At 33.6% G+C, this 25,619-nt stretch carries 22 protein-coding genes and 1 pseudogene; 17 read left to right on the top strand and 6 right to left on the bottom strand.

Features of this window, described 5'->3' with window-relative positions:
- Window positions 1–16: 16 nt before the first annotated feature.
- Window positions 17–2,872: a glycosyl hydrolase gene (locus tag Q1A73_RS21100; protein ID WP_299609822.1), complete on the bottom strand. Its 2,856-nt coding sequence runs from the start codon at window positions 2,870–2,872 to the stop codon at window positions 17–19.
- A gap of 136 nt (window positions 2,873–3,008) precedes the next feature.
- On the opposite strand from Q1A73_RS21100, the gene Q1A73_RS21095 reads away from it, so the two are divergent.
- Complete coding sequence (locus Q1A73_RS21095; RefSeq protein ID WP_299609821.1) at window positions 3,009–4,301, top strand: aminopeptidase P N-terminal domain-containing protein; 1,293 nt, start codon at window positions 3,009–3,011, stop codon at window positions 4,299–4,301.
- Window positions 4,302–4,448: 147 nt separating this feature from the next.
- Window positions 4,449–4,823, top strand: coding sequence for a VOC family protein (locus Q1A73_RS21090; protein WP_299609818.1), 375 nt, complete (start codon window positions 4,449–4,451; stop codon window positions 4,821–4,823).
- Here Q1A73_RS21090 and Q1A73_RS21085 read toward each other — a convergent pair.
- The gene (locus tag Q1A73_RS21085) at window positions 4,820–6,160 is read right to left on the bottom strand and encodes a cytochrome c peroxidase (protein WP_299609816.1); all 1,341 of its coding nucleotides are present in this window, start codon (window positions 6,158–6,160) and stop codon (window positions 4,820–4,822) included. The genes Q1A73_RS21090 and Q1A73_RS21085 overlap by 4 nt on opposite strands.
- Window positions 6,161–6,287: 127 nt before the next feature.
- Entirely contained in the window at window positions 6,288–7,568 is a 1,281-nt protein-coding gene (gene brnQ, locus Q1A73_RS21080; protein WP_299609814.1) for a branched-chain amino acid transport system II carrier protein, read from the bottom strand.
- Window positions 7,569–7,626: 58 nt separating this feature from the next.
- Here brnQ and Q1A73_RS21075 point away from each other — a divergent pair, with 58 nt between their 5' ends.
- On the top strand, window positions 7,627–8,400 hold the full coding sequence (locus Q1A73_RS21075; protein WP_299609811.1) for an alpha/beta hydrolase: 774 nt from the start codon (window positions 7,627–7,629) through the stop codon (window positions 8,398–8,400).
- A 227-nt stretch (window positions 8,401–8,627) separates the two neighbouring features.
- Window positions 8,628–8,897, top strand: a complete 270-nt coding sequence (locus tag Q1A73_RS21070) for a hypothetical protein (RefSeq protein ID WP_299609808.1) — start codon at window positions 8,628–8,630, stop codon at window positions 8,895–8,897.
- Window position 8,898: 1 nt separating this feature from the next.
- Here the strand turns inward: Q1A73_RS21070 and thiL are convergent, their stop codons facing one another.
- The gene (thiL, locus tag Q1A73_RS21065; protein ID WP_299609806.1) at window positions 8,899–9,945 is read right to left on the bottom strand and encodes a thiamine-phosphate kinase; all 1,047 of its coding nucleotides are present in this window, start codon (window positions 9,943–9,945) and stop codon (window positions 8,899–8,901) included.
- Between the two features lie 81 nt (window positions 9,946–10,026).
- A complete protein-coding gene (locus Q1A73_RS21060) occupies window positions 10,027–10,542 on the bottom strand; it encodes a hypothetical protein (protein ID WP_299609803.1) in 516 nt (171 codons plus the stop codon).
- 187 nt (window positions 10,543–10,729) lie between these two features.
- Here Q1A73_RS21060 and Q1A73_RS21055 point away from each other — a divergent pair, with 187 nt between their 5' ends.
- The 13 genes and pseudogenes from Q1A73_RS21055 (at window position 10,730) to Q1A73_RS20995 (ending at window position 24,171) form a co-directional block, all read left to right on the top strand.
- Window positions 10,730–11,959, top strand: coding sequence for a choice-of-anchor B family protein (locus Q1A73_RS21055; protein ID WP_299609800.1), 1,230 nt, complete (start codon window positions 10,730–10,732; stop codon window positions 11,957–11,959).
- Window positions 11,960–12,317: 358 nt separating this feature from the next.
- Window positions 12,318–13,499: pseudogene (locus Q1A73_RS21050) on the top strand (choice-of-anchor B family protein); the annotation flags it as partial.
- Between the two features lie 36 nt (window positions 13,500–13,535).
- Complete coding sequence (locus tag Q1A73_RS21045) at window positions 13,536–14,807, top strand: T9SS type A sorting domain-containing protein (RefSeq protein ID WP_299609994.1); 1,272 nt, start codon at window positions 13,536–13,538, stop codon at window positions 14,805–14,807.
- Between the two features lie 16 nt (window positions 14,808–14,823).
- Entirely contained in the window at window positions 14,824–16,191 is a 1,368-nt protein-coding gene (locus Q1A73_RS21040) for a hypothetical protein (protein WP_299609797.1), read from the top strand.
- A 21-nt stretch (window positions 16,192–16,212) separates the two neighbouring features.
- Complete coding sequence (locus tag Q1A73_RS21035; RefSeq protein ID WP_299609795.1) at window positions 16,213–16,962, top strand: MbnP family protein; 750 nt, start codon at window positions 16,213–16,215, stop codon at window positions 16,960–16,962.
- 11 nt (window positions 16,963–16,973) lie between these two features.
- Entirely contained in the window at window positions 16,974–18,026 is a 1,053-nt protein-coding gene (locus tag Q1A73_RS21030; protein ID WP_299609792.1) for a cytochrome c peroxidase, read from the top strand.
- A gap of 129 nt (window positions 18,027–18,155) precedes the next feature.
- Window positions 18,156–18,485, top strand: a complete 330-nt coding sequence (locus Q1A73_RS21025; protein WP_299609790.1) for an iron-sulfur cluster assembly accessory protein — start codon at window positions 18,156–18,158, stop codon at window positions 18,483–18,485.
- A gap of 44 nt (window positions 18,486–18,529) precedes the next feature.
- Window positions 18,530–19,975, top strand: a complete 1,446-nt coding sequence (sufB, locus tag Q1A73_RS21020; protein WP_299609787.1) for a Fe-S cluster assembly protein SufB — start codon at window positions 18,530–18,532, stop codon at window positions 19,973–19,975.
- A gap of 25 nt (window positions 19,976–20,000) precedes the next feature.
- A complete protein-coding gene (locus tag Q1A73_RS21015; RefSeq protein WP_299609785.1) occupies window positions 20,001–20,381 on the top strand; it encodes a hypothetical protein in 381 nt (126 codons plus the stop codon).
- Between the two features lie 52 nt (window positions 20,382–20,433).
- Window positions 20,434–21,186, top strand: coding sequence for a Fe-S cluster assembly ATPase SufC (sufC, locus tag Q1A73_RS21010; protein WP_299609783.1), 753 nt, complete (start codon window positions 20,434–20,436; stop codon window positions 21,184–21,186).
- A gap of 2 nt (window positions 21,187–21,188) precedes the next feature.
- Window positions 21,189–22,502: a Fe-S cluster assembly protein SufD gene (gene sufD, locus Q1A73_RS21005; protein WP_299609781.1), complete on the top strand. Its 1,314-nt coding sequence runs from the start codon at window positions 21,189–21,191 to the stop codon at window positions 22,500–22,502.
- 128 nt (window positions 22,503–22,630) lie between these two features.
- Window positions 22,631–23,194, top strand: coding sequence for a DUF2306 domain-containing protein (locus Q1A73_RS21000; protein ID WP_299609779.1), 564 nt, complete (start codon window positions 22,631–22,633; stop codon window positions 23,192–23,194).
- Window positions 23,191–24,171, top strand: a complete 981-nt coding sequence (locus Q1A73_RS20995; protein ID WP_299609777.1) for a YARHG domain-containing protein — start codon at window positions 23,191–23,193, stop codon at window positions 24,169–24,171. Before Q1A73_RS21000 ends, Q1A73_RS20995 begins: the two co-directional genes overlap by 4 nt.
- A 56-nt stretch (window positions 24,172–24,227) precedes the next feature.
- On the opposite strand, the gene Q1A73_RS20990 is transcribed toward Q1A73_RS20995, so the two are convergent.
- Complete coding sequence (locus Q1A73_RS20990; RefSeq protein ID WP_299609775.1) at window positions 24,228–25,580, bottom strand: serine hydrolase; 1,353 nt, start codon at window positions 25,578–25,580, stop codon at window positions 24,228–24,230.
- Window positions 25,581–25,619 lie beyond the last annotated feature (39 nt).

Genomic DNA, 25,619 nt, shown 5'->3' with positions numbered 1-25,619 from the left:
CAAGTTTATTTGTCGGTTATTTTACTTCAAAAGGAACCTTTTCTATTTGCCCTCCTTTGCTAATAACTACCTCATACTTTCCTACAGGAAGGTAATATTTTCCATTTTTCTTTTTGGAAACTTCCTCATCTGGAAACTCTTTTAGTAAAGCTTTTCTTCCTTTTTCCGAAATTGTAAGATCATACTCAGCATAATTAAGCCCTTTATCCGAATCTGAATAAAACTCTCTTAGTGTTTTGCCATTGGGAGTATTTATCTTTATAGTAACGGACTCTGCACTATTCGTATAATACTTCACTATTGTAGAAGGTTCATATGCTTCTAACCATTTACTCCAAGAGCTTCCCCATCTTGGAGATGCTTTTATCGAACTCATTGGGAAAAGATACAAACTTGATGTAAGCACCTTAGAACTTAACTTTTGTAAAGGCTCTATATTTGTTTTGTAAATACTTCTACCGTGAGTTCCTAAGAGCAGATCATTTGCATCTGCTTGTATAACAATATCATGAACAGCTACGTTCGGAATTCCTTTGGAAAAAGCCTGCCATGTCTTTCCTCTATCTAATGAAACATAGGCTCCATTATCAGAACCAACATACAAAACATCCTCATTCTTTGGATCTTCTTTAATCACATTAATCGAAGAGATTGGTAATTCTTTTCCTATGTTTTTCCAAGTTTGTCCATAATCATCACTCATATATACATAAGCACTAAAATCATCCCAGCGATATCCATTAAGGGTCACATATACACGTTCTTTTTTATGAGAAGAAGCGATAACCCTCGATACCCATAAATCTTTAGGTAAACTATTAGAAATTTTAGTCCAATTGCCTCCGGAATTTTTGGTTACATACACTAATCCATCATCACTTCCAGTATATATTAAACCGAACTGAAATATAGATTCAGAAATAGATGTTAATGTTCCGTAAGCTACATTTCCTTTTTTACCTCCATTAGTAAGGTCTCCAGAAATTGCTGTCCAATCATCTCCCTGATTCATGGATCTCATTAATTTATTTCCTCCGAAATACAAGATATCTTGATTATGTGGAGACAATAAAATTGGTGTTTGCCAATTAAATCGATAAGGAGACTCTCCCAACTCATGTTTCGGTTGAATGTATGTTTGCTCATCCGTAGATCTATCTAATCTAAAATAGTTTCCAAATTGGAATCCTGTATATACAATATCACTATTTCGATTATCGATTTGTACTTGCATTCCATCTCCTCCCATAATACTTTTCCAAGGATAATGCCCACTTTGGTGCCAAGCTACATTTTCTTTTGCTCTAACAGATCCAACCCAAACACCATTATCCTGTAATCCTCCATAAACGTTGTATGGTTTTTCATGATCAACATTTATTGCATAAAACTGTCCTACACTTGGCTGATTTGCTTTTATCCAATTTTCTCCATCATCATAACTAATATTTACACCTCCGTCATTTCCATTAATTAGATGATTTGGGTTTTTTGGATTTATCCAAAGTGCATGATGATCTGCATGTACATTCTCTGCACTGATACTTTTAAAAGTAGCTCCTCCGTCTTTTGATTTTAAAATAGGCACTCCAGAGATATAGATATGATCTTTATTTGCTGGATTCACCTGTATCTGAGCAAAATAATATCCATAACTGTAAAAAATATCATCTAAATATTCTGTGTGTGTTTTCTTCCAGCTTTTACCGCCATCATCACTTCTATAAACTTCAGCACCGATTACGGGCGTATCAAAAAGGGCAGCATTTGCATTTTCTAAATACTTGGCAAGATCAATAGGTTTTACAGAACCGCTACGAACCATTTGCTTCACGTTTCCTGCTCGATATTTTTCTTGGAATCCGTTTGTCTTTAGATAACGATTTAGTTTTTTATCCTCTAAATTTAAAAAAGTATCTACGGACATTGTTTTAAAATCATCTTTTGTAAGTCCTGTACTTTTACTTGTTTCTTTTCCTTTTTCCCTTCTAAATTGACTGTCGTGTACAGCATAAACTGTATTTTCATCAAAAACAGCTAAACCTATTCTTCCTACTCCATTTCCTGTCGGGAAACCACTTCCATCTAATGAAATTTTATTCCAAGTGTTCCCTGCATCTGTACTCTTGTAAATTCCAGAGCCAGTTCCGTTTCCTTCAAAATTCCAAGCTTTTCGATCCTTATCCCAAGCTGCAGCGTACATAACATTAAAATTACCTGGTGCGTAAGCAACATCAATAATTCCGGTTTCATTATTTACAAACAATGTTTTGTTCCAAGTATTACCTCCATCATTTGTTTTATAAATGCCTCTTTCATCATTTGTAGAGTATAAGTGTCCTGTAACTCCAATAACTACCTCATCAGAATTATTTGGATTGATAATAATTCTTCCTATATGATGTGAATCAATTAAGCCTACATTTTTCCATGACTGTCCTTTATCATCAGATTTAAGAATTCCAATTCCGGCATAAGAAGATCTTGAGGAATTATTTTCTCCAGTACCTACCCAGATAGTTCCTTTTTTCCAGTCTACCGCAATATCACCTACATTAATGGTTTCAGCATTATCTAAAATTGGTTCGAATGTTGTTCCGTTGTTTTTGGTATACCATAATCCTCCAGAAGCGTAACCAACATAAAACTCTGCTGTATTTTGTGGGTTTACATCTACATCTACTACACGACCACTCATTACCGAAGGACCAATGTTTTCGAACGGAACATTTTTTACAATTGATGATTTTTCTAATTGTGCTTTCTGCAACAATCCTTTCTGTATCTCTTGCGCATTCGTTGCATTTTGTTGAGAGAATGAAGAAATACTTGCAAAAAACAGCAATAAGATAGTTGAGATGTGTGTTTTCATGATGATCGAAATTTAGTTGGCTGAAAGTATAGAATGCTAAAGTAGTGTCAAAATTTTTAGATATTGTTTAACAATACATCTTTTGGGCTTTAGTATTTTTGAAGTCACATAATATACATTAAAGACTTTATATCAAATGAAATATCACCAAATAGATAAAAATCTTTTCATTAAAAATAGAAAGAATTTTGCAGCACAGATGAAACCAAATAGTATTGCGGTTTTTAATAGTAACGACATATATCCTATTAGTGCTGATAGCACAATGCCTTTCGAGCAACACAGAGATATTTTTTATTTAAGTGGTGTAGATCAAGAAGAAAGTATTTTGGTGTTATTCCCAGATGCTCCACACGAAAAGCACCGTGAAATGCTTTTTCTCAAAGAAACAAGTGAACTTATTGCTATTTGGGAAGGAGAAAAGTTAACGAAAGAAAAGGCTTTTGAAACTTCTGGAATCAAAACCGTGTATTGGTTACAGGATCTCGAGAAAATCTTTTTTGAGATTATGACACAATGCGATACTGTTTATGTTAATACCAACGAACATTACAGAGCTAATGTAGAAACAGAGACAAGAGAAGATCGTTTTACCAAATGGTGGAAAGCAAAATATCCTGCTCATTCAGTAGCAAAGAGTAATCCAATTTTACAAAGATTACGTTCTGTGAAAGATCCTATTGAGATTGACCTTATGCAAACCGCCTGTAATATCACTGAAAAAGGGTTTAGAAGATTACTCAGTTTTGTAAAACCTGGTGTTTGGGAATATAATATAGAGGCAGAACTATTGCATGAATTTATTAATCACAGATCTAAAGGTTTTGCGTATACACCTATTATTGCTAGTGGAAACAATGCTAATGTTTTACATTATATAGAGAATAATCAGCAATGTAAGGAAGGGGAGCTTATATTAATGGATATAGCTGCTGAATATGCCAATTATTCTAGTGATTTAAGTAGAACTATTCCTGTTTCTGGTAAATTTACAGATCGTCAGAGAGCTGTATATGATGCTGTACTACGAGTAAAAAATGAAGCTACCAAAATGCTAGTCCCTGGAACGATTTGGGCTGATTATCATGTGGAAGTAGGAAAAATTATGACTTCAGAGTTATTAGGCTTAGGACTAATAGATAAAGCAGACGTTCAAAATGAAAATCCAGATTGGCCAGCATATAAGAAATACTTTATGCATGGAACCTCTCATCATATAGGTTTGGATACTCATGATTATGGAATTCTAACAGAGCCGATGCAAGCAAATATGGTATTTACGGTAGAGCCAGGTATTTATATTCCTGATGAAGGTTTTGGAATCCGATTAGAAGATGATGTAGTTATACAGGAAAAAGGAGAACCTTTTAATCTAATGGCTAATATTCCAATAGAAGCTGATGAAATCGAGGACTTAATGAATAAATAGTAAACGACATACACGTATAGAATGTAAAACCCTTGATGATTAAAAAGTCATCAAGGGTTTTTTATGATCTTATTTTGAAAATTTAGAGAATATTTATGCCTGTTTATTCGTTGGATATAAAATATTTATAGAACACGAATGCAACGAATGAAAATTACAGCAGGTCATCAACAAGCTATGCCTTATCTAGTTGTTGAAAATGCAGATGACTTTATTGATTTTATAAGAAAAATATTTAACGCACAGGAAATGATGCGCAAAGTAGATACTTCTTATAAAATTGAACACTCCGAAGTAATGATTGGTGATGCTACCATCATGATTACTGAAGCTTCCAAAGCATATCCTGCTCAAAACACATCTATGTATGTTTATGTTAAGGATACTGATCAAACATACTTTAATGCTATAGATGCAGGCGCTATTTCGCTAATGCAACCTATGCAAGAAGATCATGGAGCTCGAGCTGCAGGCTTTAAAGATCCTTACGGCAATACCTGGTGGATTGCTACACTAAATTAATCACATCCTAGATCTACTCTAGAAGTATCATCATTATTTGGAAAACAACTTCCAGAGATAATAGCATCAGGAACATATCTATTCAATTCCGGATCTCGTAAACCGTTGGTTATAAATGCCGTCATATCATCTATTTCCTCTTCAGTAAGATTAATAGTTCCAAATTGAGATGCCAAATTTTCTGAAGGCACTTCCGCTTTTTGAGGAACACCGTTGTTTTTATACTCGATTACTTCTTTTACCGATGTAAAAGTTCCTCCATGTCCATAAAAACCATTATCCACTAGATTGTATAATGTTGGTGTTTTAAATTTATAATCATCATCTGGATTATTAGTAAAACCACCTCTTCCTCTTTTTACTTTATCCATATTGGCATTAAACAATAATAAAGCATCACTGGTATTTGCAAAATCATCCATTCCATATGCATGAAAACCTTTGTCATTTAGTGCAGGCCCCGTATGACATTCATAACATTTTCCTTTTCCAAAAAACACGATAGCACCTTTTTTCTCACTCTCATCTAAAGAATTAGTATTTCCTTTTAACCAATCTTGCCAAGGAGATCTATTTGCTAATAAAGTTCTTTCATATGCTGCCATCGCCAAAGCACCATTATGTTTAGTATATCTTTCATTTTCTGCTACATCTGGGAATGCAGCATCAAAAAGTTCTTTATAACCAAAAGTATTTACAAAATCATCATCTATTTGTAATCGATGTACTTTCTGACCTTTAATTGCCTGAACCTCTATTCCTTGTAAGCCCAAGAAATTCTCCTCAATCTCAGTCCAACTAGCTTCTGTTCCTGCATTAGTTCCGGTTCCACCAAACTGACCATTCCAAAGCATCACATCCTGATACGCTACATTTAAAATTGTAGGTGATTTAATTGGTTGTACATCTATTGAATCAACAGGAACATTGGTATTCACTACTCTCTCTTCACCCCTTATTCCAAAACCAATTCCACATTCTCCAATTCCTTGTCTTATACCTGCCCCAAAACCTGCTGCTGCCTGATGACAAGAAGCACAAGAATAAGTTCCTTTCATAGCATCAATTTTAGGAACACCTCCAGTAGCTGTTTCATGAAGTAACAGTTTACCTAAAGTCACTTTTTCCGATGTAATAGGATTTAAAGGATCTTGTGGAATACTAGCATAATCATCGCTCTCTGGTAGTATAAAAAAAGATACACCTTCTCCATCAGAAGCATTATCCAAAGCGTTTAATAACTCAGCATCTAAATTAGACGTAATCGGAATATAATCATCTTTGGTACAAGACGATATCAGCAATACAATTGCTGAAAAAAAAGTTAGTTTTTTCATTAGTTTTTGTTTTCCCTATTGTTATGAATCCCCAATTCTTAACATTTGTTCTTAAATAAATGTTAAAGAGCGCGAATTTAATAAAAAAATAGATTGGAAAGACCTTTTGGTGCTTAAAAAACTATACTTACTGTTTAGCTTTCAAAAGTTTGATGAAAATTGAACTAATGATAAAAGTTGTTATCGCTGGTAACAACCATGCGAGACTATAGATACCAAGTGGAATAATTTCTAGAATTGGTTGAACCTGATCTTTGAAGCCTATCGAAGCCAAAAAATCTGGTAAACTAAATAATATGGTTACCAAAACTACAGATCTAAAAACAGCTACAGGAGCTAATTTGTCTGGCAAGACATTTAATAAGATTAATACAATAGTTATTGGATAAATAAACATTAATGCAGGAATAGCCACTACAATAATATCGTGTACATCAAGCTGTCCCATAACCACTCCAAGAACACAACCAACCACTGCAGTTATTACATATGCTTGATGAGATTCTTTAAAAACACCTTTAATAAAATCTGCAGTCCCTGTTACAATACCTACTGCCGTTGTAAAACATGCTAAAGACACTAAAACACTTAAAAAAGTACTTCCAATGTTTCCCAAGGTTTGTAAACTTAACCCTGATAACAATTCAGTGCGACTTATTTCTTTTTCAAAAGTTCCATTAAAAAGTGCTCCATTAAATATTAATCCTGCATAAACGATAAACAAACCAATACCAGCAATCAATCCTGCATCTCTAATCAATCTTCTATTCTCTTCAAAACTTTGTTTTCCTTTCAATTTAAGTGAGATGATAACCACTCCTCCGACAACAACAGCCCCAATAGCATCAAAAGTTTGATACCCTTCTAGCAATCCCTTTATAATAGGTGTTTCGAAATCTGAAATATTCATCGGTACATGTTCAGAAAACATTCCAATACATATGATACTCAGAATTACTATAAATATAATTGGAGTCAAAAACTTACCTAGTACAGTAAGAATTTTAGAACGATTTAATACAAAAAATAAAACAATACCAAAGTAAACACTACTTGTTAGTAGAGAGCTAGATCCAAAAAAAGGTTGAATCGCCATTTCATGAGTAACCGACGCAGTTCTTGGTGATGGCAATGAAATGGAAATCGCATATACTATAAAACAATATAATAAACTAAATGTAGGTGAAACCTTTTTTCCAAAGTCTAACATTGTTCCCTGCAACCTGGCATGAGCAAAAATACCAAGCAAGGGTAGCAACACAGCTGAAATTACAAAACCTATCGTTACCCAAAACCACATATCTCCTGCCTTAAATCCAAGACTTGGCGGTAGTATCAGATTACCAGCTCCGAAAAACATAGAGAACAAAGCAAATCCAGTAATAAAAGTTTCTTTATTTAGTCTCATTTGGTTAGGTTTATATTGTTTTGCAAATAATATGAAAGTTGAAATATAAAATTTCCAGATGACATTAGCATATAAAGGAATTGAAATTAATTATAACATTACTGGGAAAGGTGCGCCTTTGGTTTTATTACATGGTTTTCTAGAAAATCTAAAAATGTGGGACGAAATTATTGTAGATATTTCTAAAAAATATACTTGCATTGCTATTGATTTATTAGGTCATGGAAATACAGACTGTATTGGCTACATACATAGAATGGAAGATATGGCTCATGCTGTTAAAGCTGTATTGGATATTTCTATAAATACAACCCCTGTATTCATAGGTCATTCTATGGGTGGATATGTTTCCTTAGCATATCTCGATTTATTTCCAGACGAGATATCAGGGTTAGTATTATTAAACTCTACCTCATTCCCTGACAGTAAAGAAAGAAAGATAAATCGAAGTCGAGCGATTGCTATTGTTAAAAAAAACCCTAATGCATACACCAGTATGGCGATTGCAAATCTTTTTGCCGAAAAAAACCGTGAAGCCTACAAGAATGAAATCGAAAAAATCAAAATTGAAGCTTCTAAAACTCCTCTTCAAGGAATAATAGCTGCCTTAGAAGGAATGAAAATTAGAAAAGACCACACCGAAACATTACATAAATTTGAAGGTGATAAAATCATCTTTAGCGGAAAAAAAGATCCTGTTTTATCTTATCAACAAAGCGTAAACGAATCCGAACTATGTAAGACAGATTTAATAGTATTGAATGGTGGACATATGTCATATATAGAAAACAAACAGGATATCATCAAATCATTACTCGATTTCTTGCCGTAAAAAATAGATTATTTCCGCTTTTCTTAACAATTTAACAACTTACAAAAAACACCATGTGAAAATCATAATTTTATCGATGAAATACATTTTAATGGGGCAAAGTTGCTATAAAATACACTTTTTGGTCAAAAAATAGCATTTTTACAAAAAATTTTCTTACAAATTATTGTTAATAACTAAAAAAATGTTATTATTGTATTGATTATGAACTTTTAACCCCCACAAAAATGAAGAAACATACCCCCCGTTCGTCATTCTCCGTATCAAAAATGTATTGCGCTTTATTCGGTCATAATTATGTAATGTCTAAACAAGTTACGCACCATATAAAAGAATATACTTGTTCTCATTGTGGCGAACAAGCTACTACCAATAGTAGAGGAAGATTGGAAGTTATGACACCAAAATTAAAAGAGATCAATGATGCCTTAGCTTCTGTTCACGAAAAAAAGATTGCTAAAAGTAAAAATAAGATAAACTTACAAGCTGCTTCTTAAATTATTCTTTTATCGGATTCCATCCCTGCGCAGTTAATTGTATTTTTTCATTGGCTCTAGTTATTAGTCCCATTCCGCTTTTTTTATCGGTTATATGACCTATAACTGTAAGATTAGGATTTGCTTTAATCTTTGGAAAATCTTCTTGCTTTATTGTAAACAGTAATTCATAATCTTCTCCTCCGCTAAGAGCAACCGTTGTACTGTTCAATTTAAATTCTTCACACGTAGATATAACAACTGGATCTAATGGTATTTTTTCTTCATACAAATGTACTCCAACTTCTGATTTTGTACACAAATGAATAACTTCTGAAGATAAACCATCGCTTATATCAATCATACTGGTTGGTTTTACTTCTAATGCTTTTAAAAGTTCTACAATATCTTTTCTTGCCTCAGGTTTTAGTTGCCTTTCAATTAAATAAGAATACTGATCCAGATCAGGCTGAGAATTAGGGTTGGCTTTATATACTTGTTTTTCTCTTTCTAAAATTTGCAATCCTAAATACGCAGCTCCTAAATCTCCAGAAACTACTAAAAGATCATTTTCTTTGGCACCATCTCGATATACAAGATCATCCTCATTAGCATATCCCACAGCTGTAATACTAATCATTAATCCTGTTGTGGATGAAGTGGTATCTCCGCCAACAACATCTATCTTATATATTTTTGCTGCCGTTTGAATTCCTGCATATAACTCTTCTAACGCTTCTAAAGGAAACCTATTAGAAACAGCAATGGAAACCGTAATTTGTGTCGCGGTAGCATTCATGGCGTACACATCAGATAAATTTACCATTACCGCCTTATATCCCAAATGCTTTAGAGGAACATAGGAAAGATCAAAATGTACTCCTTCGATAAGTAAGTCTGTTGTTAAAACACATTTTTTATCTTTAAAATCAAGTACTGCAGCATCATCTCCAATTCCTCGAATTGTTGATTCATGGATAATTTCAAAATGCTTACTTAAATGGTCTATCAATCCAAACTCTCCTAATTCCGCAAGAGAAGTTCTTGGTGTATTTTTATCTTCAATCATACCTGCAAAGGTAGGCAACAAAGAAATTGTATGACATAAAAAAATCCCGAAAAATCGGGATTTCAACATTTAAGAATCTAATTACAGACATTCCCTTTCATAATTAATTGCTTCCGTATTCTGAATAATTCCCGATTTATAAATAAACGGTGTATCCGATATAATAGTTACTTTATAACTTCCTTCAAGTCCAGCACTTAATCCCCAATCTCTCGCAACCGAGAAATTATAAATGGCCGTTTCGCTTATAGTAATATTCGTAAGCGAAATTTCTTCGTTCTGATCTGTACAACCATAATAACTTACCTCCCCATTATTTAAAAGATTAGGACCTCCGAATTGCCCAAATTCTACCGATAAATCTAAGGATACTGTAGAATTTCCAGTAATATCCTCTACACTAACAGATATTTTAGAGTCTTTTTTGAACTCAAATTGATAAATATTCTCACACGTCTGTCCTAATTCGCATAACCACTTGCCTTCTCTTTCAAATAAAGTAACTTCAGGAGTAACTATGGATATATCATCATCTTTTGAACACCCTACACTTAAGACTATCAAAAATAAAACCCATGCTTTTTTCAAAATTCTCATTTCCATTTTTTTGATTTTTTATCGTTTAACACCCCTATATCAACAATGATTAATTTTTGTTACCTTTTGGACAATTTTTTAGAAAAAAGAGATTACATATTTCTATTTAACAGTTTTTTTAGGGTATTCTCAAAGTTATCTGTTATATAAACATGCATCCTTATTAACAAACATTAGTAAATTCAATATGAGAAATATTCCAACCACGGTAATAAATATTTTAATAGCATTCTTGTTTATTAATTGCAGTAATGACGATGATATAAACATCCCAACAATAACTCCCGTAGATCCTATTGCTTGTTCTAATGAAAGTGATGGAGGTATTTATGAAAGTTGTGGTATCGATTTCATCTCGTCTATTTCACTATCTGAAATGAGTGCTTCTGCAGGAAATGATAGTTGGGGATGGACAGATGCTACAACTGGTAAAGAGTATGCTATTATGTGTCTAGATAATGGAACTGCTTTTATCGACATATCGAATCCAGAAAGTCCTATATACCTTGGAAAACTTCCTACGGCCACTCAGAGTAGTCAATGGAGAGATGCAAAGGTATACCAAGATCATGTTTTCATAGTTAGTGAAGCTCCTGGACATGGTATGCAAGTTTTTGATCTAACAACCCTTAGAAACGTGACCAATCCTCCTCAAACTTTTACAGCTAATACAACCTACACTGGTTTTGGAAATGCTCATAATATTGTAATAAATGAACAAAGTGGTTTCGCTTATGGAGTAGGAACAGGAACCTTTAATGGCGGACCTCATTTTGTGAATATCCAAGATCCTAAAAATCCAGTTGCAGCAGGTGGTTTTATTTCTACAGGAGGAGATGCCTATAGTCATGACGCCCAAGTTGTTACTTATAGTGGTCCTGATACGGATTATACCGGAAGAGAGATTTTAATCGGAAGTAATCAAATTGAAATTGTTATTGCTGATATTACTGATAAAGATAATCCACAAACCATATCAACTATCAATTATGATAATATAGGATATACACATCAGGGATGGTTTACAGAAGATCAAAGATTTTTCTTGTTAGGTGATGAATTGGATGAACAGCGAGTAGGCTTTAATACCAGAACTGTAGTGTTCGATTTTGAAGACCTAGATAATCCCAAGTTTCATATGAATTATTCTGGAACAACTCCGGCAATTGATCATAATGGCTATGTAAAAGGAAATAAGTTTTACTTAGCCAACTATAGAGCAGGTATAAGAATTATTGATATATCATCAATTGCTTCAAAATCAATGGCTGAAATTGGGTTTATTGATACTTTTCTAGGTAGTGACAGTGCTGGTTTTAGTGGGGCTTGGAATGTATATCCCTTTTTTGAAAGTGGAAATATTGTAATTAGTGATATTAATTCTGGATTTATACTTGTTAGAGAAAGTGAAAACTAACTCAACAAATTCTTAAAAATAAATCAAATTAATAATCTTAACAGAGCTAAAAATGTTACGCTTCCTTTAGATTATTCACCTGGAATATATTTAGTGAAAATTAACGATATCACTAAAAAACTAATCATAAATTAATTCAAAAATTTAAACTAATTGTTGAATTTTAAAAAACATAAAAGGTTTAATAATTCATAAAAACAAAAAACAGTATCATACAATTAAATACTGATTATAAGATGGTTAAACCAGCGAAATAGTGCGGAAAGCTAGGAACGATTTTGGGATTTTTTAGTTTAATTTTGTGTAAATGGCTAGTTTTTAAAAAACTAGAATAACTAACTTCTAATTACACAAACTCATGAAAAAACTCACCCTAGCCTTAGGCCTTGTGGTATTCACCACTATTTGCCAAAGCCAAACGCCTTGTACCAACGGATTTGCTGGTTCTTACCCTTGTAACGACTATGATCTTATGTCTAGAATTTCACTTTCTCAAATGAGCGCAAGTTCAGGAAATGATAGTTGGGGATGGACAGATTCTCAAACATCTAAAGAATATGCTATTATTGGTCTCAATAATGGTACAGCATTCATAGATGTGTCTAACCCAACCAATCCTGTTTACCTCGGAAAATTACCCACAGCAACGGGTAACAGTTTATGGAGAGATGTAAAAGTTTATAGCGATCATGCTTTTATAGTAAGTGAAGCATCTGGTCATGGTATGCAGGTTTTTGATCTTACCAGATTACGTAATGTTTCCAATCCACCTGTTACTTTTTCAGCAGATAGTAGATATACAGAATTTGGTAACGCTCATAACATTGTTATCAATGAGGATTCTGGATATGCCTATGTTGTAGGAGCACAAAGAGGATCAGGCCCCTACAATGGCGGACCGCTGTTTATAAACATTCAGGACCCTAAAAACCCAGTAAACGCTGGTGGATTTTTATCCGGAGGACAAAGAGCATATACTCACGATGCTCAGGTAGTTACATACAATGGTCCTGACTCAGATTATACTGGTAGAGAAATTCTTATCGGTAGTAATGAAATTGAAGTAGTCATAGCAGATATTACCAATAAATCCAACCCTGTAACTATTTCTACCATTCGATATTCAAATATCGGTTATGTTCATCAAGGTTGGTTTACCGATGATATGCGATACTTCTTATTAGGAGATGAAACAGATGAACAAGGAGTAGGTTTTAATACTCGGACCATTATTTTTGATTTTCAAGATTTAGATAACCCTCAACAGCATATGATCTACAATGGACCTACAGCTGCTACAGATCATAATGGATATGTAAAAGGAGACAAATTTTATTTAGCAAATTATAGAGCTGGATTTAGAGTAATCGATATTTCGGATATTGGAAATACCAATATTAATGAAGTCGGATTTTTTGATACTTTTCCTTCAAGTAATAGCGCTTCTTTTAATGGCGTTTGGAATGTATATCCCTATTTTGCTAGTGGAAACATTGTGATTAGTGATATAGAAGGAGGGTTTTTCTTAGTAAGAAAAAGCGAGCCTGGAGATGGTGGAGGAGATGATTGTTCATCAGTGGTCACTAGCTTCCCATTCGAAGAGAGCTTCGAATCTAGCTTTGGAGCTTGGGAAAATGCTTCTGGAGATGATCTTAATTGGACAAGAGATTCTGGAGGAACTCCGTCTAATGGCACTGGTCCAAGTACTGCTGCGGACGGGAATACTTATATTTATGTGGAAGCTTCTGGGAATGGAACAGGTTATCCAAATAAAAGTGCAATTCTAAATTCTCCTTGTCTCAATCTCACTAACCTTTCATCCCCAGCTCTTGATTTCCAATACCATATGTTAGGTAGCGCAATTAATTCTCTTTCCGTAGAAGCGCGAGTAGATAATCAAGGGAGTTGGTCTTCAATTTTTAGTAGAAATGGAGATCAAGGAAATAACTGGAACGCCGCAAACGTTGATCTTTCTGCGTATGCTGGTGAAGCCAGTGTGCAATTACGTTTTAGTGTGTTAACAGGAAGTGGAAATCAAGGATGGCAGAGTGACATTGCGATTGATGCCATTAGTATTTCAGATGGCACTAATCCTCCTCCACCAACCTGTGATAGTATAGATTTTAGAGACTTTCAGATTAATTCATTCTCTAATCAGGATGCTGCAGGAGATTTTAGCGTAAATAGTAGCGGAACTACACTTTCTTTAACGAACAATACTTGGAAATATATTCCTTTTAATTATACGGTTACTTCCAATACAGTTATTGAATTCGAATTTAGAAGTTCTTCTCAAGGAGAAATTCATGCTGTAGGTTTCGAAAATGATAACAGTTTAACCTCTAGTAGATATTTTAAAGTTCACGGAACTCAGAATTACGGTGTTACCAATTACGATAATTATTCTGGTAACGGTTTTACAACTTATGTAATTCCTGTAGGAAGTTTTTATACAGGTACCATGGATCGTTTAGTATTTATTAATGATAACGATAGTGGTTCTGGTAATAATTCAGATTTTGCTTCGGTAAAAATTTATGAAGGTTCTTGTACAAGATCTAATAGCGAGCAAGTGGTAACTGCTAATATTATTCCTGTTTTTGGTGATGAAGACGAAGATATTTTGGCTTTAAAAATGTATCCAAATCCAGTATCTGGACAGACTTTAGAAGTGTTTTTAAATACGGATCAAATGGCATCTTACGAAATTATATCTGTTTCAGGACAATTGATGAGTCAAGGAACCGTTACCAAAACAATAGATGTTTCAGGTTTGAATCCTGGAGTGTACCTTTTAAAGTTTTTTAATGATACCAATCAAGTTATTAAACGATTAGTAAAAAGATAAAAATCAACAATAACAAATGCGTAATTCTAAGTTCTTTTATAAAATCCTTTTAGTTTTTATCACTTCGATTTCCGTTGGGTGCAGCAGTGATGATGAAGGTACTGATCCTACAATTCCTACTAATCCTGATGATGGTTTTCAGGGAACCGTAGATTGGATTAAAACCTTTGGAGGAAGTCAGGAAGATGAAGCACTATCTATAGTTCAATCTTCCGATGGAGGATATGCCGTTTTTGGATATACCCAAAGTACAGATGGAGATATTACAGATAAAACCGCAACCGATAGTGATTTTTGGGTATTAAAACTTACTGAAGATGGTTCCATAAGCTGGAGTAAAACCTATGGAGGTACTGGAGATGATCGAGGAGAAAAGATTATACAAACAGTAGACAATGGATATGCTTTGGTTGGATATAATAGAAGCAATGATGGAGACGTAACCGAAAATGCAGGGTTGCAGGACTATTGGATCGTAAAAATAGATGCTTCAGGAAACCTACAATGGGAGAAATCTTTTGGGTTTCCTGGTATTGATCGTGCATTTTCGGTAGTCCAAACAAATGATGGTGGTTATTTTATCACAGGATTTTTAGACGTTACCGCTAGTAATGGCGATGGAAACGATAATAAGACTTTTTTCGAAAAACATGGCGTTGGAGAATTTTGGGGTATTAAACTAGATGCTTCAGGAAATACAGAATGGAGACGTTATTTTGGAGGAACCGATAATGATCGTAGTTATGATGCTGTGCAGACCGAAGATGGAGGCTACCTAATGATTGGCTCTTCAGAAAGTGTAGACTTTGATATTACCAACAGCCAGGGAAGCTATGACTTTTGGTTAGTTAAAGTAAATTCTGAAGGAACAAAAATCTGGGAAAAATCATTCGGCGGTACCGAAATTGATGTGGCATATGCCATTGCTTCAGACGGAAACGGGAAATATGTTATTGTCGGTGACGCTCGTAGTAATGATGGTAACATAACCAATGCCAATGGAAATGCTGATTTATGGATGATTCAGATTGATGGAAATGGTAATCTTATTTGGGAAAAATCTTTAGGAGGAACCCAATTCGATACAGGAAGAGGAATTTATCCCATACAATCCGGAGGCTTTGTAATCACTGGAAATTCACGTAGCAATGATATTGATGTAGATCAAAACAAAGGACAAAGTGATGTATGGACTATGTTAATTGATAACAATGGAAACGTCATCTGGAAAAACTCTCTTGGAGGAACTGAAGAAGAATTCGCTACAGGTGTCATCCAAACATCGGATAATAAAATTGTTGTGGCAGGAAGTTCTGCTAGTAATGATGGTGATATTACGCAAAATAAAGGAGCAAAAGATGCCGTTATCATAAAATATAAATAAACTAAAATTAAAACCTCACACATGAAAAAAATCGTATTTGCACTACTGGCTTTAACTATTGTATTTGCCTGTAAAGACGACAATGAAACAGATACGGTAGAAGCTGGAACTATAAATCTAGAGTTTGCTAATACTATCGACAATAATCCCATTGTACTCAACTCAACTTCGTATACTAATCAAAGTAACGAAAGCTATACTATTGCGGAATTGAAGTATATCATTAGTAATATTGTTTTAATAAAAGAAAATGGTGATGAATTTACCTATCCAGTAGCCGATAGTTACTTTTTAATTAATGAAGAAGTACCTGCTTCTAAACAATTCGAACTTGGTAGTATTGACGCTGGAGTATACACCAAAATCAGATTTGGTTTTGGAGTAGATCAAAGTAATTATCCACTAAATGGAGTTGCTAATTTTATACCTACTGCAGAAGAACAAGGAATGTTATGGTCTTGGTCTGCAGGTTATAAATTTCTTAAATTTGAAGGCTCATATACTCCTCAAGGCGGAACCGCGAGTGATTTTATTTTACACATAGGTAGCCATGGAGAAGCGCTAGATAATTATAAAGAAATAACATTAGACTTAATTAATCCTATTAGCGTTAATGGAAATACATCAACAATTAACATTAATGCTGATGTTGCTAAAATATTTGATAGCACGAATACACATTCATTAGAAGATAAAAGTGATATTCAGGTAGATCCAGAAAACGCACCAAAAATCGCCACGAATGTGCAAACTATGTTCGAAATTCAATAAAAAACTGATAGATGAAATATTTTGTATCAATAGGGATTTTTATATGCTTCTTTACTTCTTGTAGTTCAGATAAAGGAGAATATATCCCTATTGATCAAAATCCAAAACTAGAATTCGAAATTCCATCTAATTTTCCAGATCTTGATTATGATTTAAGTTCTAATCCTCCTACAGAAAAAGGATTTGAGCTTGGTAAAAAACTATTTTATGATGGCAGGCTAGCTTCAGATGGTGTTGTTTCTTGCGGGTTTTGTCATATCCAAGATTTTGCGTTCACACATCATACCCATATTGTAAGTCATGGAGTGGATGGTGCATTGGGAACACGAAATGCACAACCGTTGCACAACCTTGCGTTTATGAAAGAATTTACTTGGGATGGAGCTGCCATGCATTTAGATCTACAACCGATAATACCTATAACTGCAGAGGTGGAAATGAATGAAACCTTTTCAAGTATCATCAAAAAAATTGAAGAAGAGCCAGAATACGTTCAACTATTTGAACTAGCTTTTGAAAATATAGAAATTAATTCTGAAAACATCCTTCGGGCACTCTCACAATTTATGATTATGATGGTTTCCGCAAATACCAAGTATGATAAAATCGAGCGTAATGAAGGTGCTGTTTTTACAGAACAAGAGGCAGCTGGTTTCGAACTATTTAAATCTAAATGTGCCTCTTGCCATGCTGGAACTTTGTTTACTGATCAATCGTACAGAAACAATGGTCTTCCGATCGATCCACAATACAATGATATAGGAAGAAAAAGAGTAACAGGATTAGAGTCTGACATCTACAAGTTTAAAGTACCAACACTAAGAAATATAGAGCTTACATTTCCGTACATGCACGATGGAAGATTAAAAACATTACAAGATGTTTTGGATCATTATAGTGATGGTATGGTAGATTCTGAAACCTTAGATCCTACTTTCAAAAACTCAGACAATACGATTAAAGGAATTCCAATGAGTCAAGAAGAAAAAGAACAGATTATTGCCTTTTTAAAGACTCTTACAGATGATGATTTCCTAAATGACAATCGCTTTTCCGAATTTTAATCTCCTTTTTTATATTATAATAGATATTGCCTATTCTAATATATGTTAGATAAATGTTAGGTTATGTAAATAAAACCTACATATGTAGTATATTTGCAATCAATTTAGAATTAATCTATTTATAAGAGTATGATTAAGGTATCAGATACAGCTAAAAAGAAAGTCGTAGAGTTGATGACAGATGATGGGTACGATGTTTCTTCCGATTATATTCGAGTAGGCGTTAAAAGTGGCGGATGTTCCGGCTTATCATATGACTTGAAGTTTGATAAAAATCAAGAAGAAGGAGATAAAGTTTTTGAGGATAATGGTGTTAAAATAATTGTCGACAAAAAAAGCTTTTTATATCTCATCGGTACTACATTAGAATATTCCGGAGGACTCAATGGAACCGGATTCGTTTTTAATAACCCAAACGCTAACAGAACTTGCGGTTGTGGAGAAAGTTTTTCCCTTTAAACATTTAAAATTTATCCTATAAGCATTGCTTGGGATTTCGTAAGATGGCATATACTGAAGACGACTTAAAAAAAGAACTAGAGACCAAAGAATACGAGTATGGATTTTATACAGATATAGAATCTGATACATTCCCTGTTGGTTTGAATGAGGATATTGTTCGTGCAATTTCAGAAAAAAAGAATGAACCAGAGTGGATGACCGAATGGCGATTAGAAGCCTTTCGCGTTTGGGAACAAATGGAAGAACCAGAATGGGCTAATGTAAATTACGAGAAGCCTAATTTTCAGGATATCTCCTACTACTCTGCTCCTAATAAAAAACCAAAATATAATAGTCTTGATGAAGTAGATCCAGAACTATTGGATACTTTTAAAAAACTTGGAATTTCTTTAGACGAACAAAAAAAATTAGCTGGAGTAGCAGTAGACATCGTTATGGACTCTGTTTCTGTAGCTACTACGTTTAAAGAAACCCTTGCAGAAAAGGGTATTATATTTTGTTCCATTTCTGAAGCTATACAAGAACATCCGGAACTTGTAAAAAAACATATTGGTACCGTTGTGCCACAAAAAGACAATTTCTACGCGGCATTAAATTCTGCTGTGTTTAGTGATGGATCTTTTTGCTACATTCCTAAAGGAGTTAAGTGTCCTATGGAATTGTCTACGTACTTCAGAATTAATCAGGCAGGTACTGGTCAGTTCGAAAGAACTTTAGTGGTAGCTGATGAAGGAAGTTATGTGAGTTATCTAGAAGGTTGTACCGCTCCATCCAGAGATGAAAATCAATTACACGCAGCAGTTGTAGAATTAATAGCATTAGATGATGCTGAAATTAAATATTCTACCGTTCAAAACTGGTATCCAGGAAATTCTGAAGGAAAAGGTGGTGTATTTAATTTCGTTACCAAACGTGGTATATGTGAAAAGAATGCTAAAATTTCATGGACTCAGGTAGAAACAGGATCTGCTGTAACATGGAAATATCCTTCTTGTGTTCTAAAAGGAGATAATTCTGTTGGAGAATTTTATTCTATTGCTGTGACAAATAATTTTCAGCAAGCAGATACAGGAACGAAAATGATTCATTTAGGAAAAAACACGAAAAGCACCATTATTTCTAAAGGTATCTCGGCTGGAAAATCACAAAATAGCTATCGTGGTTTAGTGCAAATTAATAGCAGAGCTACAAATGCTAGAAATTTTTCTCAATGTGATTCTTTGTTAATGGGCAATGAATGTGGAGCACATACGTTTCCTTATATTGAAGCGAAAAACAAAACCGCTCAAATAGAACACGAAGCGACTACTAGTAAAATTGGTGAAGATCAAATATTTTACTGTAACCAAAGAGGAATCGATACAGAAAAAGCAATTGCTTTAATCGTAAATGGTTTCAGTAAAGAGGTTTTGAACAAATTACCTATGGAATTTGCTGTAGAAGCTCAAAAACTTTTAGAAATTTCTCTAGAAGGTTCTGTTGGATAAAAGTGTAACTAACAAACTCACATAAATGAAAAAATCATTTCTTCTTATCATCTTAAGTCTTTTAATTTTTTCCTGTAAAAACGAAAAATCACAATCCTCAGATGGAGAAACCACTTTAATTCGTGGTGAATTCATACTTATTGATGATGCAGGTGTTATAAAAGGAAAAGACTTTATATATGGTGTGGTTATAGACGATATAGCCAAAGAATTAAACAGTAAAGTAAAACCATTACAAAGAGAAGAATATGACATGGTTCCTGTAGTTGTAAAAGGAATTATAAAAAAGAACGAAGATGATGGTTGGCCAGAGATTGTAGAAATAAAAGAAATCGTTGGTGTAAGTGAACCAACCTCAGAATTACCAACAAAAATAAAATCTTCAGAAACCGCTGGACAAGAATAAGTGGTACTGAAGATATAATGACTAAAAAAACTATTTAAAAGAAAGATACGAAATGTTAGAAATTAAGGATTTACACGCTAGCGTTGAAGATAAAGAAATTTTAAAAGGTCTTAATCTTGAAGTAAAGGCCGGAGAAGTTCACGCAATAATGGGTCCTAATGGTGCTGGAAAAAGTACCTTAGCAAGTATTGTTGCTGGAAAAGAGGAATATGAAGTAACGGAAGGTTCTATTCTTTTAGATGGTGAAGATATAGAAGATTTAGCCGCAGAAGAAAGAGCACATAAAGGTGTTTTTCTTTCATTTCAGTATCCTGTAGAAATTCCTGGAGTAACGGTTACTAATTTTATGAAAACCGCTATCAATGAAACCAGAAAGGCTCAAGGGTTAGAAGAAATGCCTGCAAAGGATATGCTTAAAAAAATTCGTGAAAAATCCGAATTACTAGACATCGATCGTAAGTTTTTATCTCGTTCACTTAATCAAGGATTCTCTGGAGGAGAAAAGAAACGTAACGAAATTTTCCAGATGGCTATGATGGAACCTAAACTGGCCATTTTGGACGAAACAGATTCTGGACTAGATATCGATGCCTTACGAATTGTAGCGAATGGAGTTAACAAATTGAAAAGTAAAGACAATGCAGTAATTGTTATTACACATTACCAAAGATTGTTAGATTACATAGTTCCTGATTATGTGCATGTTTTATACGATGGTAAAATCGTAAAATCAGGAACCAAAGAATTGGCCTTACAATTAGAGGAAAAAGGATACGATTGGATTAAAGAAGAGATAAACGCATAGTTATGGAGCTGAAAGAAAAATTAGTATCTTCTTTTCTTGCTTTTGAAAACACTGTAGATGTTGATGCTCCTGTTCACGATATCAGAAGCCAAGCTATCAAGGTATTCGAAGAAAAGGGATTCCCAACAAAAAAAGAAGAAGCCTGGAAATACACATCGCTGAATGCAATACTAAAACATGATTATAGTATTTTTCCAAAAGAAGAAAATGCATTAGAATTTAAAGATGTAAAGAAGTATTTTCTTCACGATTTAGATACTTATAAGATTGTGTTTATTGATGGAAAGTACTCTTCGCATTTATCAGAAACTACACATGATAAAATCGATGTGTGTTTAATGTCCTCGGCATTAAATCATGATAAATATAAGCCGATTATAGATAATTATTTTAATAAAGTTGCTCAAAAAGATGGGTTAACTTCTTTAAATACTGCTTTTTCTAAAGAAGGAGCTTACATCTATATTCCTAAAAATAAGCTAGCAGATAAACCGATTCAAATTATTCACTTCTCTACAGGAAAAGAATCATTACAACTTTTACAACCTCGTAACTTAATAGTTGTTGAAGAGAACTCACATGTACAGATAATAGAGCGTCATCAGAGTTTAACATCCAATCCTGTATTGACTAATTCGGTTACAGAAATCTTTGCTGATAAAAGAGCTATTGTAGACTACTACAAAATTCAAAATGATAATGAGACTGCTTCTTTAATAGACAACACATATATACAGCAGCAAGCGCAGAGTATCGCATCAGTTCATACGTTTGCTTTTGGAGGTAATATAACCCGAAATAATTTAAATTTCTACCAGCTAGGTCAAGGAATAGATTCTATTCTTAATGGAGTTACTATTCTCGAAGGAAAACAACACGTAGATCATAATACCTTAGTACATCATACAGAACCAAATTGTGAAAGTCATCAGGATTATAAAGGAATCTTTGATGAAAAAGCAACAGGTGTATTTAATGGTAAAATCATTGTAAATAAAGAGGCACAAAAAACTAATGCCTTCCAATCTAATAACAATATTTTATTAAGTGATAAAGCAACGATCAACTCTAAACCTCAATTAGAGATTTTTGCAGATGATGTAAAATGTTCTCACGGCTGTACTATTGGTCAATTAGATGAACAAGCATTGTTTTATATGAGATCCAGAGGTATTGGAGAAAAAGAAGCAAGAGCATTGTTGATGTATGCCTTTGCCAATAACGTTTTGGAAAGTGTAAAAATACCTCAGCTAAAACAGAGAATCAATAAATTAATTGCCAATAAACTAGGAGTAAATATTGGTTTTGATTTATAAAAAAATTAAGCTTTTAAAATAAGTAATTAAACCTCTTCATATCATTGTTGAGGTTTTTTGTTTTTATGCAGAAAAAAATAACATTTCAAATATCACTATTAGTAGTATATACTTTCTTCTGTATACTAATGTTTCAGATCACTGTACAGTATTTTCCAGTCAACTTTGATGTGGCTTTTTTACGAATTAAACAACAATATATCCATTTTACACATTATAAAATTGCATTTTATATACATGTAACTTTCTCTATATTCTCATTATTTGCTGGATTTACCCAATTTTCCCGATTTATAAGAACTAAGTATAGTCAAGTTCATAAAATTGTAGGTTGGACTTATATAGTATCAATACTCCTATTAGCGGCTCCCTCTGGTTTAGTGATTGGCTATTATGCCAATGGAGGGTTCTGGTCTCAACTTGCTTTCTGTCTACTAGCAGTAGGTTGGTTTTTGTTTACTTTAAAAGCGTTTGTAGCCTTAAAACAAAATGATTATCAAAAGCATCAAATTTTTATGATCAGAAGTTTTGCCTTAACATTATCTGCAATAACTTTACGTTTCTGGAAATACATAATCGTTCTTGCATTTCAACCAAGACCAATGGATGTGTATCAAATTGTTGCCTGGTTAGGTTGGGTATTGAACCTGATAATTGCTGAAATTATTATTTTAAAATATATTAAAAAATGAAACATACGATATTCTTAATATTATCCTTACTTATTATAGCTTGTAAAAAAGAGGTGCAGAAAGAAAAAACGGAAATCACTCCGGTTATCGAAAGTGAGATTGTTAAAGAACAAAATACTTCTATAAAAAAAGAGGAAAAAGAAACTGACGAACAGTATTCTCATAAAAACACAATTTTAGAAAATGTGATGGTTCCTTTTACACCACGTTTTTTTAAAGAAGCCTCCGATCATCAAAACTTATTAGGATTCTATGTTGGTTATTTTCAGGCTAAAGAATTTAGCAATACGGCTAAAAACCCTTCATATTCAAATAAAATAAATATTTCTATTAATCATATTACGAAAGATTCCATTTTTGGTCATTCTGTAGTAGCTGGTAACGCACGTCCATTTAAAGGTCTTATTAGATTTAAAACGAAAATTTTTGTAGAGGCTACAGAACCTGGAGACGACAAATATGATGGACAGTTTGATTTTACTATTTATCCAGATGAAGAAAAAATTATTGGAAGATGGTACGCAAATAATAAGGATTTGGCAGTTACGGTAAGGGAATATACACTCAATAAAAGGAAATTTATTTATAATGCAGAATCAAACTTATCTTTTGATATTGACTATGATTATAACTTAGCTCTATATGACTCTCAAGATGATGAAAATGGAGAATTAGAAGCTATCAGTTCTAAAGTAATTGGAAAACTTAACGCCTCCATTCAGGAACTAACTAATACTGATGTCGAAAATCTTAATAAGGGAGAGTTAGAGGTACTTAGAAATTTAATTTATGCCCGACATGGGTACTCCTTCAAAAATCGCAAAATGCGCTACTTTTTTGATAGCAATATTGATTGGTATATTCCTGTATCTACCGATATTAGAGGTACACTAACAGATCTAGAAAAGAAAAATATCGATCTTATCAAGCGTTATGAGCAACATGCAGAACGATACTACGACTACTTTGGTCGATAGAACACTATCAACATAGAACCTCTTCATTTTTAGAAGAGGTTTTTTGTTTAAAACCATTATTTTATTGCATCATTGATGTCTCGTAGAAATGCATTAAAATCTACACCTGCGTCTCCAACAAGTCCAAAACGAACGATGACTAAATCCTTAGACGGAATTATAAAAACTCGTTGTCCCTGAAAACCATTAGCAGAATACATATCTCTGGGAGCATCCTGATAAAACCCTCCAGAATTTAACCAAAAATGACCTCCATAATCACCTTCAGAAGTAGGAGTCGGAGTAGTCACATAATCCACCCATTCTGGATTAAAAATTTGTTCTCCGTTCCAGTTTCCTCTATGTAGGTATAGCAATCCAAATTTTGCCCAATCCCTTGGTGTACCCCAGGCATAAGATGAACCTACATAATTTCCGGCCATGTCCGTTTCTATTAACATAGAGTGCATTCCTATTTTGTCTATAAATTCGCGATACGGAAAATCAAGATATTCTTGATAACTATCAAATTGCTGTCTAAGAATACCTGATAATAAATTAGAAACTCCTGAAGAATAATACCAAAACTCATTAGGCTTATGGATCGCTTTTTTGAAAATTTGAGGTTTCGTCATATCCTCATCCAAGTATAGCATTGTTGTTGCATCCGATATAGACCCATAATCCTCATCCCAAGCTAAACCACAATTCATCTGTAACAAATTATTAATGGTAATTTTTTTTCTATCATCATTTTGCCATTCTTTTATTGGTGCTCTATCAGCTATGTTTATTTTACCTTGCTTTTGTAAGATTCCAAAGTTAGTTGCTAAAATACTTTTAGTCATAGACCATCCTAAAAGCACCGAATTTTTGTCATATCCTTCGGCATATTTTTCTTCAATGATCTGGTCTTTATAAAGAACTATTACTGCTCGGGTTTTCTTAATACTTTCATCTTGTCTATCAAATACTGTAGCAACCGAACTTTTTATTTTGTTATAATCAACGTTAGCAAAAACTGTATCATTCTGAGGTAGGTTTCCATACGGAAAAGGCAAATTCGTCTTTAACATGGTTCTTTTTGGCTTTTTATACGGTGCATCTATATCAAACCCATCATTAATCAATACGCTTCCTAATCCTTCTCTATAGATAGCTTTTCTTTGATTTAATCCAAAAACAGAAGCAATAGCAGATTTTTCATTGGTATCTACTTCATCTTCAGCCAAATGAACCGGAGCAAAATTATTATCATTGCTATCTGTAAACTCTACAGAACGATTTCCTATAAAAACAGAAGAAGCCATATTTTTGGCAGAATATCCGGAAAGTATGGTAAGCTTAGGATAATTCCAAAAACCCGCAATCAGAATAAGCCCAACCAATCCAATAAATATAAAACCTAAAATCTTTTTAAATCTTTTCATTGTGTGAAGTGTTAAATCCTTTTAAAAATAAGCAATATC

It is taken from the genome of uncultured Aquimarina sp., assembly GCF_947492115.1.
Lineage (GTDB): Bacteria > Bacteroidota > Bacteroidia > Flavobacteriales > Flavobacteriaceae > Aquimarina.
Note: the sequence above shows the minus strand (reverse complement) of the source record. Positions and strands in the feature narration are given on the sequence as shown.

Excerpts from the sequence above, each read along its gene's own strand:
- Q1A73_RS20990 (WP_299609775.1), bottom strand. The coding sequence starts at position 25,580 with ATGAAAAGATTTAAAAAGATTTTAGGTTTTATATTTATTGGATTGGTT.
- Q1A73_RS20995 (WP_299609777.1), top strand. The coding sequence starts at position 23,191 with ATGAAACATACGATATTCTTAATATTATCCTTACTTATTATAGCTTGT.
- Q1A73_RS21015 (WP_299609785.1), top strand. The coding sequence starts at position 20,001 with ATGAAAAAATCATTTCTTCTTATCATCTTAAGTCTTTTAATTTTTTCC.
- Q1A73_RS21025 (WP_299609790.1), top strand. The coding sequence starts at position 18,156 with ATGATTAAGGTATCAGATACAGCTAAAAAGAAAGTCGTAGAGTTGATG.
- Q1A73_RS21095 (WP_299609821.1), top strand. The coding sequence starts at position 3,009 with ATGAAATATCACCAAATAGATAAAAATCTTTTCATTAAAAATAGAAAG.
- Q1A73_RS21030 (WP_299609792.1), top strand. The coding sequence starts at position 16,974 with ATGAAATATTTTGTATCAATAGGGATTTTTATATGCTTCTTTACTTCT.
- Q1A73_RS21100 (WP_299609822.1), bottom strand. The coding sequence starts at position 2,872 with ATGAAAACACACATCTCAACTATCTTATTGCTGTTTTTTGCAAGTATT.
- Q1A73_RS21035 (WP_299609795.1), top strand. The coding sequence starts at position 16,213 with ATGAAAAAAATCGTATTTGCACTACTGGCTTTAACTATTGTATTTGCC.
- Q1A73_RS21055 (WP_299609800.1), top strand. The coding sequence starts at position 10,730 with ATGAGAAATATTCCAACCACGGTAATAAATATTTTAATAGCATTCTTG.
- sufC (WP_299609783.1), top strand. The coding sequence starts at position 20,434 with ATGTTAGAAATTAAGGATTTACACGCTAGCGTTGAAGATAAAGAAATT.
- Q1A73_RS21000 (WP_299609779.1), top strand. The coding sequence starts at position 22,631 with ATGTTTCAGATCACTGTACAGTATTTTCCAGTCAACTTTGATGTGGCT.
- Q1A73_RS21070 (WP_299609808.1), top strand. The coding sequence starts at position 8,628 with ATGAAGAAACATACCCCCCGTTCGTCATTCTCCGTATCAAAAATGTAT.
- Q1A73_RS21090 (WP_299609818.1), top strand. The coding sequence starts at position 4,449 with ATGAAAATTACAGCAGGTCATCAACAAGCTATGCCTTATCTAGTTGTT.
- thiL (WP_299609806.1), bottom strand. The coding sequence starts at position 9,945 with ATGATTGAAGATAAAAATACACCAAGAACTTCTCTTGCGGAATTAGGA.
- sufD (WP_299609781.1), top strand. The coding sequence starts at position 21,189 with ATGGAGCTGAAAGAAAAATTAGTATCTTCTTTTCTTGCTTTTGAAAAC.
- Q1A73_RS21075 (WP_299609811.1), top strand. The coding sequence starts at position 7,627 with ATGACATTAGCATATAAAGGAATTGAAATTAATTATAACATTACTGGG.
- sufB (WP_299609787.1), top strand. The coding sequence starts at position 18,530 with ATGGCATATACTGAAGACGACTTAAAAAAAGAACTAGAGACCAAAGAA.
- brnQ (WP_299609814.1), bottom strand. The coding sequence starts at position 7,568 with ATGAGACTAAATAAAGAAACTTTTATTACTGGATTTGCTTTGTTCTCT.
- Q1A73_RS21060 (WP_299609803.1), bottom strand. The coding sequence starts at position 10,542 with ATGAGAATTTTGAAAAAAGCATGGGTTTTATTTTTGATAGTCTTAAGT.
- Q1A73_RS21085 (WP_299609816.1), bottom strand. The coding sequence starts at position 6,160 with ATGAAAAAACTAACTTTTTTTTCAGCAATTGTATTGCTGATATCGTCT.
- Q1A73_RS21040 (WP_299609797.1), top strand. The coding sequence starts at position 14,824 with ATGCGTAATTCTAAGTTCTTTTATAAAATCCTTTTAGTTTTTATCACT.